The organism is Deltaproteobacteria bacterium, from assembly GCA_016874755.1.
GTDB lineage: Bacteria > Desulfobacterota > Binatia > UBA9968 > UBA9968 > DP-20.
The window spans coordinates 1-15,618 of the sequence record VGTH01000071.1 but is presented as its reverse complement, the minus strand read 5'-3'; the positions used below and the strand labels follow the sequence as shown (position 1 = coordinate 15,618).

Here is a 15,618-nt window from a genome sequence, read left to right as displayed (position 1 = left end):
AGCGCCGGACGCAGGGTTAACATTGACCCCGGCTACCTCGACGCCTTCAAACTCGTGCTCGCTTCGACCAAGAACGCGAGTCAGCGCATTTACCTCGACGGCGGTATCTTCGGTGAGGCCACCTTGTTGTACTACAACGGCGGGTTCCACGGCTTGCCTTACACCTATCGCGATTACCTGTGGCCCGAGACGCTGCAATTTCTGACCTCTGTGCGCGCGAGCTACCTCGCCCAGCTCAGAGCGCATCGGCAGAGCGAATAAGACTACCGAGCCGTTGCTACTCGCGACTTTCCGGTGCTAAGATTCGTGCAAATATAAGCATGTCGAACCAAACGGACGATATCGACGCGGTTGTGACTTCGCTGCGGCGCCAGCTTGAACGGCGCCAACGCGCCGGCATTCACGTGCTCTCGCGCGCCGAAGTCGCCCTCTTTGATCAAACGATGCCAGCCGTCGCGACCGACGAAGCAAAAGTAATGGCCGTCTCGCAGGAAAATTTGTTTGCCCCCTCTTCGCCGCTGGCGCAGGTGCCCTCGTTAGAGGCTTTGCGATCGGCGATCGGCGATTGCCAGCTCTGTAAACTATGCTCGGGCAGGACCAATCTAGTCTTCGGCGTCGGCAACCCACATGCCAAGCTTATGTTCGTCGGCGAAGGACCGGGGCGGGATGAAGATCTGCAGGGCGAACCGTTTGTCGGCCGCGCCGGCCAGCTTTTGACCGACATCATTACCAAAGGCATGGGCATGCAGCGCAGCGACGTTTACATCGCCAACGTCGTCAAGTGCCGGCCGCCGGAAAATCGCAATCCCGAACCGGACGAAGTTGCCGCCTGCGAGCCCTTTCTGAAAAAGCAGATCGATCTCATTCGCCCTGAGATCATCGTTGCGCTGGGCAAATTCGCCGTGCAAACCTTGCTGCACAGCAAGCTGCCGATCTCGCGGCTGCGCGGCAATTGGCACAGCTACTTGGGCATCAAACTCATGCCGACCTTTCATCCGGCCTATCTCTTGCGCAATCCGGCAGACAAAAAACTGGTCTGGGAAGACATCAAAAAAGTCATAAAAGAGATGCGCGGTGAAAATGCTTAGGACGCTCTGTCTTGTCATTCTGATCGTTGCGGGTTATGCCATCGCGGCTCAGCCGGGCAAAGAAGGCGGGCAGCCGCACGTCGACGTGATTTCCATCGATGGGTCGATCAATCCGGCGGTGGATGATTTTATCCGCGAGAGTATCACTCGGGCAAAAAATGGCGGCGCTCGGGCTTTGATCATTCAACTCGACACACCGGGTGGGCTTCTGACTTCGACGCGTACCATCGTTAAGGAGATGCTCGGTGCCCATGTACCCGTGATGGTCTGGGTCGGGCCGAGCGGCGCCGGCGCCGGCTCGGCGGGAGTCTTTATCACCATGGCTGCTCACATCGCCGCCATGGCGCCGGGAACCAACATTGGCGCCGCCCATCCGGTGGCTGGCGGTGGCCAAGAAGTGAAGGGCGTGATGGGTGAGAAGATCGAAAACTTCACCGCGTCCTTCGGCGAAACCATCGCGCAGAAGCGCGGCCGAAATACCGAATGGGCGATTCAGGCGGTGCGCAAAAGCGTCGCGATCACCGAGAAGGAAGCGCTCAAGAAAAACGTCATCGATATCGTTGCGACCGACGTCGATGATCTGCTCAAACAAGCGCAGGGCCGTATTGTCGATCTCGATGGCAAAAAGCAGGAGCTCGATCTCAAAGGCGTTCGCGTGGTGCGCCACGACATGAGCTTGAAGCAAAAAGTTTTGAACACCATAGCCGATCCGAACATCGCTTATCTTTTAATGATGGCGGGCATCCTCGGCTTGTACATGGAGTTCTCCCATCCCGGGGTCATTTTCCCGGGCGTCGCCGGCGCGATCTGTTTGCTGCTGGCGTTCGCTTCGCTGCAGCTCTTACCGATCAACTACACCGGTCTTGCCTTGATCTTGTTGGGAGTAGCGCTGCTGGTCGGTGAGGCGTTCCTGCCGAGCTTCGGTGTGCTGGGCATTGGCGGCATCATATCGCTCGCGCTCGGTTCGCTGCTGCTCTTCGATAGCGAGCTGGGCGATTTTGGCGTCGATAAACCGATTATTTTCACGGCGGTGGGCACCGTCGGTGCGTTCATGTTGGCAATTAGCTATTTGGTTTTCAACTCGCAGCAGTCAAAGGCGACCATGGGCATGGACGGCCTGATCGGCGAGATCGGCGAGGTGCGCGGCGACAAGCTCAGCCCGGCCGGTAAGATATTCGTCCACGGCGAATATTGGAACGCGCAGGCCGCCCACGGCGAGATCGGTGTCGGCGAAAAAGTCAAAGTGATCGGCTATGACGGCCTATGCTTGAAGGTCAGTCGCGTCGCAGGCAGCGAAACGCGGAGTTAAGCAAGCGGATCGATTCCAGGCGGTTAGTCACGGAGGAGGTAGGAAATGTTTGGATTTGGACCCTTGGCAACTTTTCTTGTCATCGCGGTGGCGCTGCTGATTAGCGGCATCAAGATCCTGCGCGAATATGAGCGCGCCGTGGTGTTTCGTCTCGGGCGCATGGTCGGCTCGCGCGGCCCGGGCCTGGTTTACATCATTCCAGGCATCGAAAAGATGGTGAAGATGGACATGCGCACGGTGACCATGGACATCCCACCGCAGGACGTGATCACCCGCGACAACGTGTCGGTGAAGGTGAACGCCGTGCTTTATTTCCGTGTCATCGAGCCCAACAAAGCGGTGCGCGAGGTGGAGAATTATCTATTCGCCAGCTCGCAATTGGCGCAGACAACGCTGCGCAGCGTCTGCGGTGAGTGCGAGCTGGACGAATTGCTCGCCGAGCGTGACAAGATCAACGCCAACCTGCAATCGATCATCGATCAACACACCGACCCGTGGGGCATCAAGGTGACCCAGGTGGCGATCAAGCATATCGATCTGCCGCAGGAGATGCAGCGGGCGATGGCCAAGCAGGCCGAAGCCGAGCGCGAGCGGCGCGCCAAGGTCATTCATGCCGACGGCGAGTTCCAGGCGTCGCAGAAACTCGCCGATGCCGCCGAGGTCATTGGCAAACAGCCAATGGCGCTGCAATTGCGTTTTTTGCAGAGCCTAGTGGAAGTCGCTTCGGAAAAAAACTCGACGACGATTTTCCCCGTGCCCATCGATCTGCTAACGCCGTTTCTAAAGAAGGACTAATCCTCGCTGTGGCTCAGAATCACAGATTGCAAATTTCAGATTTCAAAATAGCGCGGTCCTGAACGGCTAGCATGCCGAAACGAACCCAGTAGCGTGCGCCGTGCGCACCGTTTCGCATGGTGCGGAAGGCGTACTCTACTCAGAGGTTCTCCTTCAATGATTTTGCTGCGATGAACCTCGACGAGTTCAACTATGAGCTGCCCGACTCTTTGATTGCAGCCTATCCGAGCCGGGAGCGCCAGGCTTCGCGGCTGTTGGTGATCAAGCGCGCCACTGGCGAAATCATTCACACCATTTTTTCCGAGCTGGGAGACTTCCTCGACCCTGGCGATTTGCTTGTACTCAACGACACCAAAGTCTTTCCGGCGCGCTTGTGCGGTGAGAAGGAGAGCGGCGGCAAAGCGGAAGTGCTTTTGATCGAGCGCTTTCCGGAGGAAGGGCGGAGCTTGTGGATCGCTATGATCGATGCGGCAAAAAAGCCGCCGGTGGGGAGCCGGCTGCGCTTTGCCGATGAGGCGACGGCCGAAGTAATCGGCGACATGGGCCGCGGCCGCTACGGCTTGGAGTTCCATCATCGCGGCGACTTCGACGACTGGCTGGAGCGCCGCGGTGAGCCGCCGCTGCCGCCCTATGTCAAACGCAGTGGCGGCACGGAGGCGTTGGATCAGGAGCGCTACCAGACCGTTTATGCCGCGCACGCCGGGGCGGTTGCGGCGCCCACCGCAGGATTTCATTTTACCGATGCGCTGTTCGAGCAACTGCGTGACAAAGGCATCGAGCGCGCGCTGCTGACGCTGCATGTCGGCCCGGGTACTTTCCAGCCGGTGCGCGATCGGCAAATCGAAAATCACCGGATGGAAGGTGAGCGATATATTCTCAGCGCCGAAGCCGCCGAGAAAATTCGCCGGACCAAACAGGCGGGCCATCGTGTCGTGTCGGTTGGCTCCACCAGCACGCGTACGCTCGAGTGGGTGGCTCAACAAAAAAACGGGATTGAAGAGGATGAAGGCATTGCGCGGCTATACATCAAGCCGGGCGACCGTTTCCGTGCCATCGATGCGTTGATCACCAACTTTCATTTGCCCGGCTCGACGCCGCTGATTCTCGTCGCCGCTTTTGCCGGCTTGGATCTGGTCCGCAGAGCCTACGCCGAAGCGATCGAGCGGCAATATCGGTTTTATAGCTACGGCGACGCGATGCTAATCCTCTGACGATTTTGGATTTTGGATTGCCGATTTTGGATTGTCGGATTAGGAAATAGGAGTTTGAGGCAGTAACCTGTGTTCGGTGGTTTCCGACAATCTAAAATCCAAAATCAAAAATCCAAAATCGATCCATGCCGACGCACTTCACTCTCACTTACAAAGACACCCTTACGAAGGCGCGCCTGGGTCTTTTACAGACGCCGCACGGCGTACTTGAAACCCCTTGTTTTATGGCGGTGGGCACTCAGGGCACCGTCAAGGCGATGTTGCCGCGCGATTTGAGAGAGATTGGCTGCCAGATCATTCTTGGCAATACTTACCATCTTTACTTGCGGCCAGGGCACGAGTTGATTCGCGAGTTGGGTGGGCTGCATAAGTTCATGGGTTGGGATGGGCCGATTCTCACCGACAGCGGCGGCTATCAGGTCTTTAGCTTGGCGCATATGCGCAAGATCACCGAAGAGGGCGCCAGGTTTCAGTCGCACATCGACGGTTCTACTCACCTGCTGACGCCGGAGAAGGCGGTGGAGATTCAAGAAGCGCTGGGCAGCGATATTGCCATGGTGCTCGATGAATGCATTCCTGCGGATGCCAAGCGCGATTACGTGCGCAGCTCGACGGAACGGACGATTCGCTGGGCCGAGCGCTGCCTTCAAGCGCGACGGCGCCCGCAACAACTCATGTTCGGCATCGTCCAGGGCGGCCTGTTCGAAGATTTACGGCGCTCGTGCGTCGATGCGTTGGCCGCCCTGCCATTCGAGGGGTTTGCCGTCGGTGGCTTAGGGGTGGGCGAGGGTGAAGCGTTGTTGCAATCGATCGGCGCTTTCACCGTGGCGCTCTTGCCAGAAGATAAACCGCGCTACTTGATGGGCGTCGGCCGGCCGCAGGATATACTCGCCGCGGTGCAGGCGGGTTTCGATATGTTCGACTGCGTGATTCCGACGCGCAACGCCCGCAACGGCACGCTTTTTACGCTGCACGGGCGCGTCAACATCAAACGCGCCGAGTTCGCCAACGACGGGCGGCCATTGGACCAAGACTGCGGCTGCTACTCTTGCCGGCACTTCTCGCGCGCCTATTTGCGCCATCTGTTCATGGCCGGTGAGATTCTTTCGGCACAACTAAATACGCTGCACAATCTTTACTTTTACCAAGATTTCATGAAACGTTGTCGGCAAGCCATAAGCACGGGTCAGTCGATCAGCTGGACGGAACAAGCCGGCTTAGCGGTATCTTAGCACGCGACGTAATTTCTTGAGGAGGAAGTATGTTCGACCTTGCCTACGCACAGGGGGCGCCGGGAGTGGCCGGGCCGGGGCCTTTGATGACGATCGTGCCCTTCATTTTGATTTTTATCATCATGTATCTCATGGTCATCCGGCCGCAGCAGAAAAAGGCCAAGGCCCATCAAGATCTGTTGAGCAAGCTGAAAAAGAACGACGAAGTGATGACCTCCGGCGGGATTTACGGTAAGGTAGTCGACTTAAAGGAAAATGTGGTGATACTGGAAGTGGCTGCCAACGTGCGCATTCGGGTCGCGCGCCCGCAGATCGCCGCCGTCCTGACGGCTGAGAAGAGCCCCAGCAAAGAATCATCGAAGGAGTAGGAAATGCGTCGTAACGTGCTGACGCGGTTGAGCCTGTTCGCCGTAGCCATTGTCGCGGCATTGATTTATCTGGTGCCGACTTTCATGCCTTCGCTGCCATCTTGGTGGACGAGCTTTCTGCCGTCGGACAAGATCCATTTAGGACTCGATCTTCAGGGCGGCAGTCACCTGGTGCTAGAAGTCAAGGTCGACAAAGCCATCGAAAATAATGTCGAGCGCGCTAAGGAGAGCTTGGTGAAAATGCTCCGCGAGCGGGGCATCTCCGGCACCTCGGCGGAGCGAGTGGCGGGCACACAGATCAAGATCAAGACCGACGCGGCGAATCTTGAGCGGGTGCGTGGTTTGTTGAAGAGCGACTTTGCCAACCTCACCATCGGCAACACGCAAACCTCGGGAGGGGCTACCGAGCTGGAGCTTAGCCTCAGCAAAGAAGAACTAAAGTCGCTGCGCGACTACGCTGTCGATCAATCGTTGGAAACCATCCGCAATCGCATCGACCAGTTTGGCGTCAGCGAGCCGATCATCCAGCGCCAGGGACAACAGGATATTTTGATTCAGCTTCCGGGTATTCAAGATCCGGAGCGAGCCAAGCAGATCGTCGGCAAGACGGCGCTGCTCGAATTCAAACTGGTGGACGAGTCGGCCGATATCGAACAGGCGATCAAGAGCGGACCGCCGCCCGGGCGCGAGGTGCTCTATGGTCAAGCGCCCCAACGCGAAGGCGCGAGCGAGAAGGCCGCCTACGTGCTCGAGGCGCGCGCGTTGATGACCGGCGAGTTCATTCAAGATGCCCGGGTGCGGCCGAGCGAGCAGCTCCAGGGCCCCTACGTAGAGTTGATCTTGAATTCGACGGGCGCCCGCTTGTTCGAGCAGATTACTTCGGCCAACGTCAAGCGGCGCCTCGCCATTGTCTTGGACAATCGAGTTTATTCCGCGCCGGTCATACAAGAACGCATCGGCGGCGGGCGCGCCTCGATCACCGGCAGCTTCGACATCAAGGAGGCGCGCGACCTGTCGATTATTCTGCGCGCCGGCGCATTGCCGGCCCCCGTGGAAATCGTCGAAGAGCGCACCGTGGGACCTTCCCTGGGCCGCGACTCGATCCAGCAAGGTGTCACCTCTTTTATTGTCGGCGGCGCGTTAGTCATCCTCTTCATGATTGCTTATTACAAAGGCGCGGGCCTGGTCGCCGTGGTCGCGTTGGTCTTCAACGTGCTTTTTATGATTGCGATCTTGGCTGGCTTTCAAGCCGTGCTCACTTTGCCCGGCATTGCCGGTATCGTTCTCACCGTCGGTATGGCGGTGGATGCCAACGTGCTGATCAATGAGCGCATTCGCGAGGAGTTACGCGCCGGTCGGGCGGTGCGCTCGGCCATCGAAGCCGGTTATCAAAATGCGCTGCCGGCGATTCTCGACTCCAATATCACGACTTTTCTATCCGGCGTGATTCTCTTCCAGTTCGGCACCGGGCCTATTAAGGGCTTCGCCGTAACGCTTTGCATCGGTATTCTCACGACGGTGCTCACGGCGGTTTATTTGACCCGTGTCTACTATGACTCTCGCCTCGGCAACCGCCGCTTGGAGCGCATCAGTATCTAAAGGATTAGCATGGAACTCATCAAACCGGGCTCAAAGATTCCATTCACCCGTTATCGCAAAATCGCCGCGATCCTCTCGACGGTCATCAATCTCGTCGTGCTCGCGTTTCTGTTCTTTCGCGGTCCCAATCTCGGTGTCGATTTCGCCGGCGGCACTATGGCGCAGTTGAAGTTGCAGCAAAAGACCTCGATACCGGAAATCCGCCAGGCGCTTGAAACCGTGGGGTTGGGCAGCAGCACGATTCAAGACTTTGGCCAGGAAGGGGCCAACGAATACTTGGTGCGAGTTGAGAAGGTCGATGTGCCGATCGCCAAAGTGACCGAACAGCTGAAAAGTGCGCTGACGAAAAAGTTCGGCGAAGGCAAGTTTGAAGTGCGCCGTGTTGAGTTCGTTGGGCCGAAGATTGGCGAAGACCTGCGCTGGCGCGGCACCATGTCGGTCATCGCGGCAACCATCATGATGGGCGTTTATATCTGGGTCAGGTTTGCTTCGGCCTTCGGTGCGAAGTTTGGGCTGCACTTTGGCATCGGCGCTGTGATCGCGTTGATCCATGACGTGTTGATTACCGCCGGCGCGTTGATGTTGGCGAACTACGAATTCGACTTGACCGTCGTCGCCGCACTTCTCACCATCGTCGGTTTCTCGGTCAACGACACAGTGGTCATCTGCGATCGTATTCGCGAAAACCTACGCAAAATTCGCCGCGAGAGCTTGGAAAATATTATCAACACCAGCATCAACGAAACTTTGAGCCGAACGATATTGACCACGGGGTCGGCATTGCTGGTGTTGACGGCGCTTTACTTTTTGGGTGGCGCGGTGATTCGGCCGTTCGCCTTTGCGCTGATCGTCGGTTTCATTTCCGGTGTCTACTCGACGATCTTCATCGCCAGCCCGATCATTCTGCTCTGGGAAAAGTCATTCAGGCGCTAAGGGGCAATCGTACTTCATGCCGAGCCATGCCGCCAAGCGTTGGGTTGTCAAACAAGCCGATGAGGCGGCGGTCGCCCGGCACGCGGCGGAGCTGAAAATCTCGCCGCTGCTTGCGCGGTTATTAATTCAACGCAATCTCACGGACACGAGCACCGCGCGGTGCTTTCTCTCTTCCAGCCTGCGTGCCGACCTGCCATCGCCCTTCGAAATGGCCGATATGAAACCGGCGGTGGCGCGCATCGTCGGCGCGCTGGAAAAAAAGGAACAGATCGCCATCTGGGGCGACTATGACGTTGACGGCACCACCGGTGCCTCGGTATTGGTTTCTTTTCTGCGCGAGCTTGGTGCTGCTCCGATTTACCATGTGCCGCATCGCATCGACGAAGGCTATGGCCTCAACACCGAAGGTCTACGCCGCTTAAAAGACGGCGGCGTCGATCTGGTCGTCACCGTGGACTGCGGCATTTCCAACGCTCATGAAGTAGCCGCGGCGCGCGCTTTTGGTTTGGATATTGTCGTTGTCGACCATCATCAAACGCCGGCAGAGTTGCCGCCGGCGATTGCTGTCGTCAACCCGCACCGTAAAGACTGCGCTTTCCCCGACAAAGGGCTGTGCGCCGCGGGACTGGCTTTTTATCTCGTCATCGGTCTGCGTGCCAAGCTCCGCGAAGCCGGCTGGTTCGCGCAATCGGGCGATCCCGATATTCGCCGCTACCTCGACATCGTCACGCTCGGCACCATTGCCGATATGGTGCCGCTCAAGGGTGTCAACCGTACCTTAATCAAACGCGGCCTGGTGGAATTGGCCGGCTCCACCCGTGCAGGCGTGGTGGCGCTGAAACAGGTGGCCAATATCCAGAACGGCTCGGTCACTGCGGGCCAAGTGGGCTTTCAACTGGGACCGCGGATCAACGCCGCGGGCCGCGTCGATTATGGCATCAAAGTCGTGGAGCTCCTGACGACGGATTCAGCGGAAACGGCTTTGCGCATCGCCCAGGAACTCGACGAAAATAATCGCGAGCGACGCGCCATCGAAGCCGAAGTCTTGAGCCAAGCGCTGGCGCAAGCCGAAGAGCGGATCGACGGCGGCGATCGTTATTCGCTGGTTTTGGGCGGCGAGGGCTGGCACCCGGGGGTTTTGGGTATCGTCGCTTCGCGCATTGTTGAGCGCTTTCATCGACCCACAGTGGTAGTTGGCATCGACGGCGCCATGGGCAAAGGCTCAGCGCGCAGCATCCGCGGCTTTCACATGGTCGAGGCGTTTCGCCGCTGCGCCGAGCATTTGGAGAAGTTTGGCGGCCATGAGTACGCCGGCGGCCTATCGGTCAAAGCGGAGAAGCTTCCTGACTTCGCCGAGGGTTTCGAAATCGTCGCGCGGAGCTGCTTGGCGCCGGACGACTTATCGCCGCTGCTCGAAGCCGATGCGCAGCTGGATTTGGCGGATATCGGCCTACCGCTTTTGCAACAATTGGAGATACTCAAACCCTTTGGCGTTGGCAACCCCGAGCCGCTGTTTGTTACCAGCCAGTTAGAAGTATGCGAGCGCAAGCCGTTTGCCACCGGGGTGCGGTTTCGCTACCGGCAAAACGGCCGATTTATCAACGGCGTGTTTTTTGGCGATGGCGATTGTCTTGCGGGGGAGCCTGGGAGCCGGGTGGATGTCGCGCACCGGCTTAGTGAAAACGAATGGAATGGCAACAAATCCGTCGAAATGCGCATTGCCGATGTCCGACCAGCCGGTTAATCATTAAATAAAACGCTGTTTTTAAAGTTTGCAATTGTGCAACCAGCTGAATTAGTGTGACTTTTTTGCCTTTGGCTGGATCCGCTTGGCTTGGTCGTCCAACCATGTAGGATGGGATGGCTAGGAACCTAGAGGAGGAAATAAGCCATGGCCAAGATTGACTGCCTGACCTGCCGGAAGCGGCCAAGAAAGAAATCACGGAAGTAAGAATCCGAGATCGTTTAACGCGTTCCGTTAGCGAACGTGCGATTGCTCATTGAGCAACAAAAAGAGAAGGGCCTGCGTGGGGAAACGCAGGCCCTTCGTGTTTTTGCGGGCTTGTAGAACTCAGAAAAAAGCCAACGTGCGCATCTCAATGCTTTCGCGCGGCGGCGCATCGGGCGGGCTATTGGGGTCGTCAAAGGCGCAGTGCGCGGTCCAGCGCGCGCGGCCGTCCTTCATGGAATCGTAGCATTTAAAGACCATGGCTTCGTTGCGCTGCATGTTGGGGAAATAGTACCAGACATGATCGGGATTGTGGGTGATGTGATAAACCTCGCCGACTCGGTCCGGGTAGACGCGCGAGCTGCCGATTAATTCCTTGGTCCCGATGCTGCGCGCATCGGCTATCGCCAGCGGCTCGCGCTCGACCGGCTTGTTGATCGGCCGCCACACCTGGACCACCGCGAAACGTTTCTTGATCAACTCTTCGGCTTCGTCCGGCAACAGATCACGCACCCGCTGCGGTCCCGACCATTCTGTGTAGTCATTATGGGCGTTGCGCACCGGGCCGCTGATCTGCTTGGTCTCACGGGTGGCCATGTCGGCGGAGCGCAATGTGTGATCGAAAACCAGCACCCGCTTGGCGCCCGAGGTTTGTTTGACCAGCTCTTCGGTTTCTTTGTAATACACCGAGCGCACTTCCGCTTCGTCGTAAAAACTTTTCATCTTGGTTTCATGCCTGACCAAGATGAAACCTTCGCGCTCCAACTCGAGCTGGCCGACCAACGGCCGAGCGTCGTAGACCGTCATCGGGTACTCGACATATTTGCCTTTGCGCTTACGATCCGCTTCCACTTGGCCGACGCCGCCGTAGCCCACGGGTTTTTCACCGGTGTCGACGAGATAGTTCAGCGTGACGTTGATGGACTTCAGCGCCTGTTCTCGCAATTCAGCTCGTGACATGATCGTGTTCCTTTCCAGAAAAAGAAATATTCACCACGAAGACGCGAATAACACGAAGGTCAGAGAAGAAAATCTTTTTCCGAACTTCGTGATCTTCGTGTCTTCGTGGTGAGTGTTTCTCCTGTCCGTTACTTGGGCATCATTTCGCAGGGCGTCTGCCGGGGCCCCAGGCTCTCGTAGTATTCGCAAGTCTCGGGATTGTAGCGCCCCTGGTTGAAATCACCGCCCTTTTGGCTGCGGATGATGACGGCCACGGTGCGTTCTCCCACGGTCAATTCGGTGTGAATCTCATAGGGCTTGACCAGATCGATGTCGCCCGGGCCGCACAGCACATTGGACGCTTCTTGAATCTTGGCATACTTCGGATTGGACCGATCGTCGAGCCGGTCATAGCGGACGACCTTTTCACGGCCGTCGATGACGCCGTAGAGCGTGTAGATATGGGCATGGTCGTGGATGCGCGTGCTGCCGCCTTGGCGCGCCGTGCCTTTGGTTAAGCCGTTGATCGCGAAACCGTAGTCGGGGTCCTCGTAGAACAGCAAGTTTTCTGCCCGGCCATTGGCCGGCACGCAATCGGGCCACTTCTTTGACGCTGCGACCATGTCCGGATCAGCCAAGAGTTCAGCCAATATCGGCCGCAGCGCAGTCCAGCGCTTGTCGAGGTCAGGTTCCTTGGCGAAGAGTTCGCGAGTTTTACGAACGAAACGATCCTTGGCGTTTTCTTTGCCAGCGAGGGATTGAGTGATGGTTTGAGTTTCCATGATCTCTCCTTTTCTATGCGTGGAGCTGTTGGGTTTGTTGATGCGATGTTTTTCGCGGCTCGTATTCGCCGCAGCCGTAGAATCTTGCGCAATTATCCCAGAGAATTTTGCGCTTGTCTTCGTCGGGCAGTGTTAGTTCGAGAAAACTCGACACCGCGTTCGGATACTTCGAATCGCCGTGCGGGTAGTCGGTGGAGAAGACCAATTGATCGCAGCCAAACTCTTCAATCGTGTAGCGCGCCGGCGCTTCGTCCGGCTCGATGGAAATCCAACACTGCCGTTTGAAATACTCGCTGGGCGGCATTTTCAAGTCGGGCATGAACACATCGCCTTCGCGCTCGTAGCCTTCATCCATGCGCCAGAGGAGCCAGGGCAGCCACGAGCAGTTGGCTTCGAGAAAGGCCACGCGCATCTTGGGGTGGCGTTCTAAAATGCCGCCGCAGAGAAAAGCGCCGAGCCCCATCATTTGCTCGAAGGGCTGGGCGTAGACGCGGCGGATGCCAAAATTGGGCTCAAAATGCTCCGCTGCCTGGCGCGAGCGCGACGCCGACGCTTCGTGAAAGCCCAGGGGCAGATTCAACTCTTCGAGCAAATTCCATAGCGGCTCATAATGCGGGTCATACCAGTTGATGCCGTTGATTAGATTGGAACGTAAGAACACCGAGCGAAAGCCGTAGTCTTCGGCGACCCGGCGGGTTTCGCTAAGCGCGTCGTCAAGATTGTAAACCGAGATCATGCCGGCGCCGAGGAGCCGATTGGGGTCGGCGAAGCAGAAATCATGCAGCCAGTCGTTGTAGGCGCGCGCCATCGCCGCGGCAAAGCGCGGATCTTGGTCGGGAAAGGTGAGAATGCCCAGGCCGCGGGTGGGAAAAAGCACCGCCGTGTCGATGCCTTCTGTGTTCATCGCTTCGAGCTGCACTTGGCCGGTCCAGCCGCGCTCAGCGTGGCTGCGATAGATGTCCTGGTTCTTGTCGAAATTTTTGCCGCGGTGGGGCGTGCCGCCGGTGCGCCGGGTGTCCTTAGGGACTCGTGGAAAGATGGTGCCAAGATCGCGGACGTTGTCAGAAGTCCGGCCGCGCGGCGCCTGGTCGAGAAATTCCTTATCGATGTAGCGCTCCCACAAGTCGGGCGGCTCCATGATGTGCATGTCGCTGTCAAATACTTTGAAACCGTTTTTCGCCATCGGGCGTCCTCCCCCTTCTATAAGTGCGAGCGTAATGCGCCTGCTTGTGAATTGTCAATACCATGACGGCCGGGCTTGGCTGCCGCGGCGGTAAAGCGCCACAGTGCTGTGCCGATCATTTTAGATGGACACCAAGCGGTCCGTAAACTCGCGCGGCGCTACTAGCAGAAAGCCTATGGAACAGCCCCTTAACGTTTCAACACAAAGTGATCGTGCTCCAAGCCCGGTGGCATCTCCGGCCATGCGTGTCGGCGATGTCATGACCAGAAAACTTGTTACGCTATCGCCGCATCATACTTTCGGCGAGGCCGTGCAGTTGATGTCGAACCATCGCTTCCGCCATTTCTTGGTTTTGCACGCCGACGGCAAACTGGCTGGCGTGTTCTCCGACCGCGATGTTTTGCGCGCGCTCGGCCGTACGCCCAATTGGCAGGCGAAAACCGTTAGCGGAGTGATGACGCACAATGTCGTGACGGTAAAACCAGATGCGCTCCTTTCGGTGGCGGCCACGGAGATGATCAAGCGGCGCATCAACTGCCTTCCTGTCATTGGGGAGGATGGCAAGGTCTGCGGCATTATCACTTCCACCGACCTCTTGGTGACTTATCAAAAACTCCAGGAAAAGCTGGAGCTGGGCGGGCGCTAAAACTTTTTGCATCTCATTCCCGCGGCGCTAAGCTAGCGCACGCCGCCTCGGATCTGGGTCCACTTCAAAACCAATCTCCCTGCCCGAAGCCAAAATCAAAAATCCTCCGCGGCCATGCTGCCCGAGACAAACTGATCGAGCTCGGCTGACCGACAAAGCCCCAAGCCCCTAGGCTTGCGGCATGGCGTTGGTTTTTCCGGCTCCTTTGGCTAAGGTGCAAGTTAGAGGGAAATTCGTGTCGAAAATCGAGAGTGCACAGACTGTTTCGATGCCCGCCATGGCGTGGGGACGCCTCGCAGCCAATTGCACGGCGCATATGACCGAGCACCTATTCAACGGGGTCATCGCCGTGATCTTGCCGCTGCTGACGGCGTCTTTGGGATTGAGCTTAGCGCAAGCAGGCGCGCTTGCTTCGGCGCGGACCCTGTTGGCCGGCGTGGCGAGTTTCCCATCGGGATTTCTTGCCGACCTAGCGCGGGCGCGCAATCTTTGGTTGGGTTTGTGCATCACGTCCATCGGTGTCTCGTGTCTTGGCCTGAGCGCGGTGTCGAGCTTCCCGTTACTCTTGATCTTCATGGCGCTTTGCGGCCTTGGCGGCGGCGGTTTTCATCCTCAGTCTTTGGCCATACTGTCTGCCAGCTACAAGGATCGCCGCGCCTTTGCGCTCGGCGTGCACGACAGCAGCGCGAACCTCGGGGAAGTCCTGGGCCCGCTCGCAATCGGGTTGTTGCTGACGGTCTTCGATTGGCGCACGACGCTGCAAATCTGGGCGATTCCCGGTGTGACGGTGGGGCTCCTCTACATTTTTTTCGGCGCCGAGAATGCCGAGGCAACGCCGCGGCCGCGCGACTATAAACGAGCCTTTTGGGAAGATGTCGTCAAGAATCGCACGGTGTTTGGTTTGGTGGCAGTCTCGACTCTGCGCGCCATGGGGCAGACGGCGCTGAGCTCGTTTCTGCCATTGTATTTAGCGCTGCATTTGAAATTGCCGGCGGCGGTCACCGGCGCGTACATGTCGATCTTGTTTTTGTGCGCCGGCATCGCGCCGGCGGTGGTCGGCTGGGTTTCCGATCGGCTTGGCCACCGATTGTTAATTGCGCTGTTCTCTTTTGCCAGCGTCGCCGCCATCGTGGCGATACCATATCTTGGCTCGGGGCCGATGCTGGTCGTAGTATTAGGCGCGCTCGGCGCGCTTCTCTGGGCGCTGCGCCCGGTGATCGTCAGCGCGGCCATGGAGTCCGCGCCAGAGCACCTTGCCGGCAGCATTGTCGCAGTGATTTACGGCGCCAACATGAGCGTCTCTTTTCTCGCGCCGCTGATTGCCGGAATCGTCGCCGATGCTTATGGCTTGCCATCAGCGATCCTCGCCATTGCCATCTTCCCAGCGCTTGCGAGCGTCGTGACGGTGATGTTGATGAAGAAGTAACGGTTGCCAGCGCCGCTCATTCATTCATGCAGGCCTGAACATCCCGCTGAAAATTTCAAGCGAAAAACGTAATACTCCAGCTCTGCTCGTAGATTATTTCAATTTTTCTTACTGACTGATTTTTTCGGCATTCGTATTTGCGTTTTAAGCGACGATCTC

At 57.7% G+C, this 15,618-nt stretch carries 15 protein-coding genes; 12 read left to right on the top strand and 3 right to left on the bottom strand.

Features of this window, described 5'->3' with window-relative positions; all coding sequences use genetic code 11:
* From FJ145_25470 to recJ, 10 genes are all read left to right on the top strand, one after another.
* On the top strand, positions 1-261 hold a 261-nt coding region (locus FJ145_25470), incomplete at its 5' end, for a DUF4416 family protein (GenBank protein MBM4264760.1).
* 59 nt (positions 262-320) lie between these two features.
* The gene (locus tag FJ145_25465; protein MBM4264759.1) at positions 321-1,088 is read left to right on the top strand and encodes a uracil-DNA glycosylase; all 768 of its coding nucleotides are present in this window, start codon (positions 321-323) and stop codon (positions 1,086-1,088) included.
* The gene (locus tag FJ145_25460) at positions 1,075-2,397 is read left to right on the top strand and encodes a nodulation protein NfeD (GenBank protein MBM4264758.1); all 1,323 of its coding nucleotides are present in this window, start codon (positions 1,075-1,077) and stop codon (positions 2,395-2,397) included. The genes FJ145_25465 and FJ145_25460 overlap by 14 nt, the downstream gene beginning before the upstream one ends.
* Positions 2,398-2,442: 45 nt before the next feature.
* Entirely contained in the window at positions 2,443-3,192 is a 750-nt protein-coding gene (locus tag FJ145_25455) for a slipin family protein (GenBank protein ID MBM4264757.1), read from the top strand.
* A 170-nt stretch (positions 3,193-3,362) separates the two neighbouring features.
* Positions 3,363-4,403, top strand: coding sequence for a tRNA preQ1(34) S-adenosylmethionine ribosyltransferase-isomerase QueA (gene queA / locus FJ145_25450; GenBank protein MBM4264756.1), 1,041 nt, complete (start codon positions 3,363-3,365; stop codon positions 4,401-4,403).
* Positions 4,404-4,528: 125 nt separating this feature from the next.
* Positions 4,529-5,635 (top strand): tRNA guanosine(34) transglycosylase Tgt, encoded by a 1,107-nt coding sequence (tgt, locus tag FJ145_25445; GenBank protein ID MBM4264755.1) that lies wholly within the window; start codon positions 4,529-4,531, stop codon positions 5,633-5,635.
* Between the two features lie 29 nt (positions 5,636-5,664).
* A complete protein-coding gene (gene yajC, locus FJ145_25440) occupies positions 5,665-6,003 on the top strand; it encodes a preprotein translocase subunit YajC (GenBank protein MBM4264754.1) in 339 nt (112 codons plus the stop codon).
* Between the two features lie 3 nt (positions 6,004-6,006).
* The gene (secD, locus tag FJ145_25435) at positions 6,007-7,602 is read left to right on the top strand and encodes a protein translocase subunit SecD (protein ID MBM4264753.1); all 1,596 of its coding nucleotides are present in this window, start codon (positions 6,007-6,009) and stop codon (positions 7,600-7,602) included.
* A gap of 9 nt (positions 7,603-7,611) precedes the next feature.
* Entirely contained in the window at positions 7,612-8,535 is a 924-nt protein-coding gene (gene secF, locus FJ145_25430) for a protein translocase subunit SecF (GenBank protein ID MBM4264752.1), read from the top strand.
* Positions 8,536-8,551: 16 nt separating this feature from the next.
* Positions 8,552-10,279, top strand: a complete 1,728-nt coding sequence (recJ, locus tag FJ145_25425) for a single-stranded-DNA-specific exonuclease RecJ (protein ID MBM4264751.1) — start codon at positions 8,552-8,554, stop codon at positions 10,277-10,279.
* A gap of 327 nt (positions 10,280-10,606) precedes the next feature.
* Here recJ and FJ145_25420 read toward each other — a convergent pair whose 3' ends face one another.
* The 3 genes from FJ145_25420 to FJ145_25410 form a co-directional block, all read right to left on the bottom strand.
* Positions 10,607-11,443: a methyltransferase gene (locus FJ145_25420; protein ID MBM4264750.1), complete on the bottom strand. Its 837-nt coding sequence runs from the start codon at positions 11,441-11,443 to the stop codon at positions 10,607-10,609.
* 128 nt (positions 11,444-11,571) lie between these two features.
* Complete coding sequence (locus FJ145_25415; GenBank protein ID MBM4264749.1) at positions 11,572-12,204, bottom strand: hypothetical protein; 633 nt, start codon at positions 12,202-12,204, stop codon at positions 11,572-11,574.
* Between the two features lie 13 nt (positions 12,205-12,217).
* The gene (locus tag FJ145_25410) at positions 12,218-13,387 is read right to left on the bottom strand and encodes an amidohydrolase (protein MBM4264748.1); all 1,170 of its coding nucleotides are present in this window, start codon (positions 13,385-13,387) and stop codon (positions 12,218-12,220) included.
* A 124-nt stretch (positions 13,388-13,511) separates the two neighbouring features.
* Here FJ145_25410 and FJ145_25405 point away from each other — a divergent pair, with 124 nt between their 5' ends.
* Both FJ145_25405 and FJ145_25400 read left to right on the top strand, forming a co-directional pair.
* Complete coding sequence (locus tag FJ145_25405; GenBank protein MBM4264747.1) at positions 13,512-14,033, top strand: CBS domain-containing protein; 522 nt, start codon at positions 13,512-13,514, stop codon at positions 14,031-14,033.
* Positions 14,034-14,214: 181 nt separating this feature from the next.
* Positions 14,215-15,459 carry an MFS transporter gene (locus tag FJ145_25400; GenBank protein MBM4264746.1) on the top strand — a complete coding sequence of 415 codons (1,245 nt, stop codon included), beginning with the start codon at positions 14,215-14,217 and terminating at the stop codon, positions 15,457-15,459.
* The last annotated feature ends 159 nt before the right edge of the window (positions 15,460-15,618 follow it).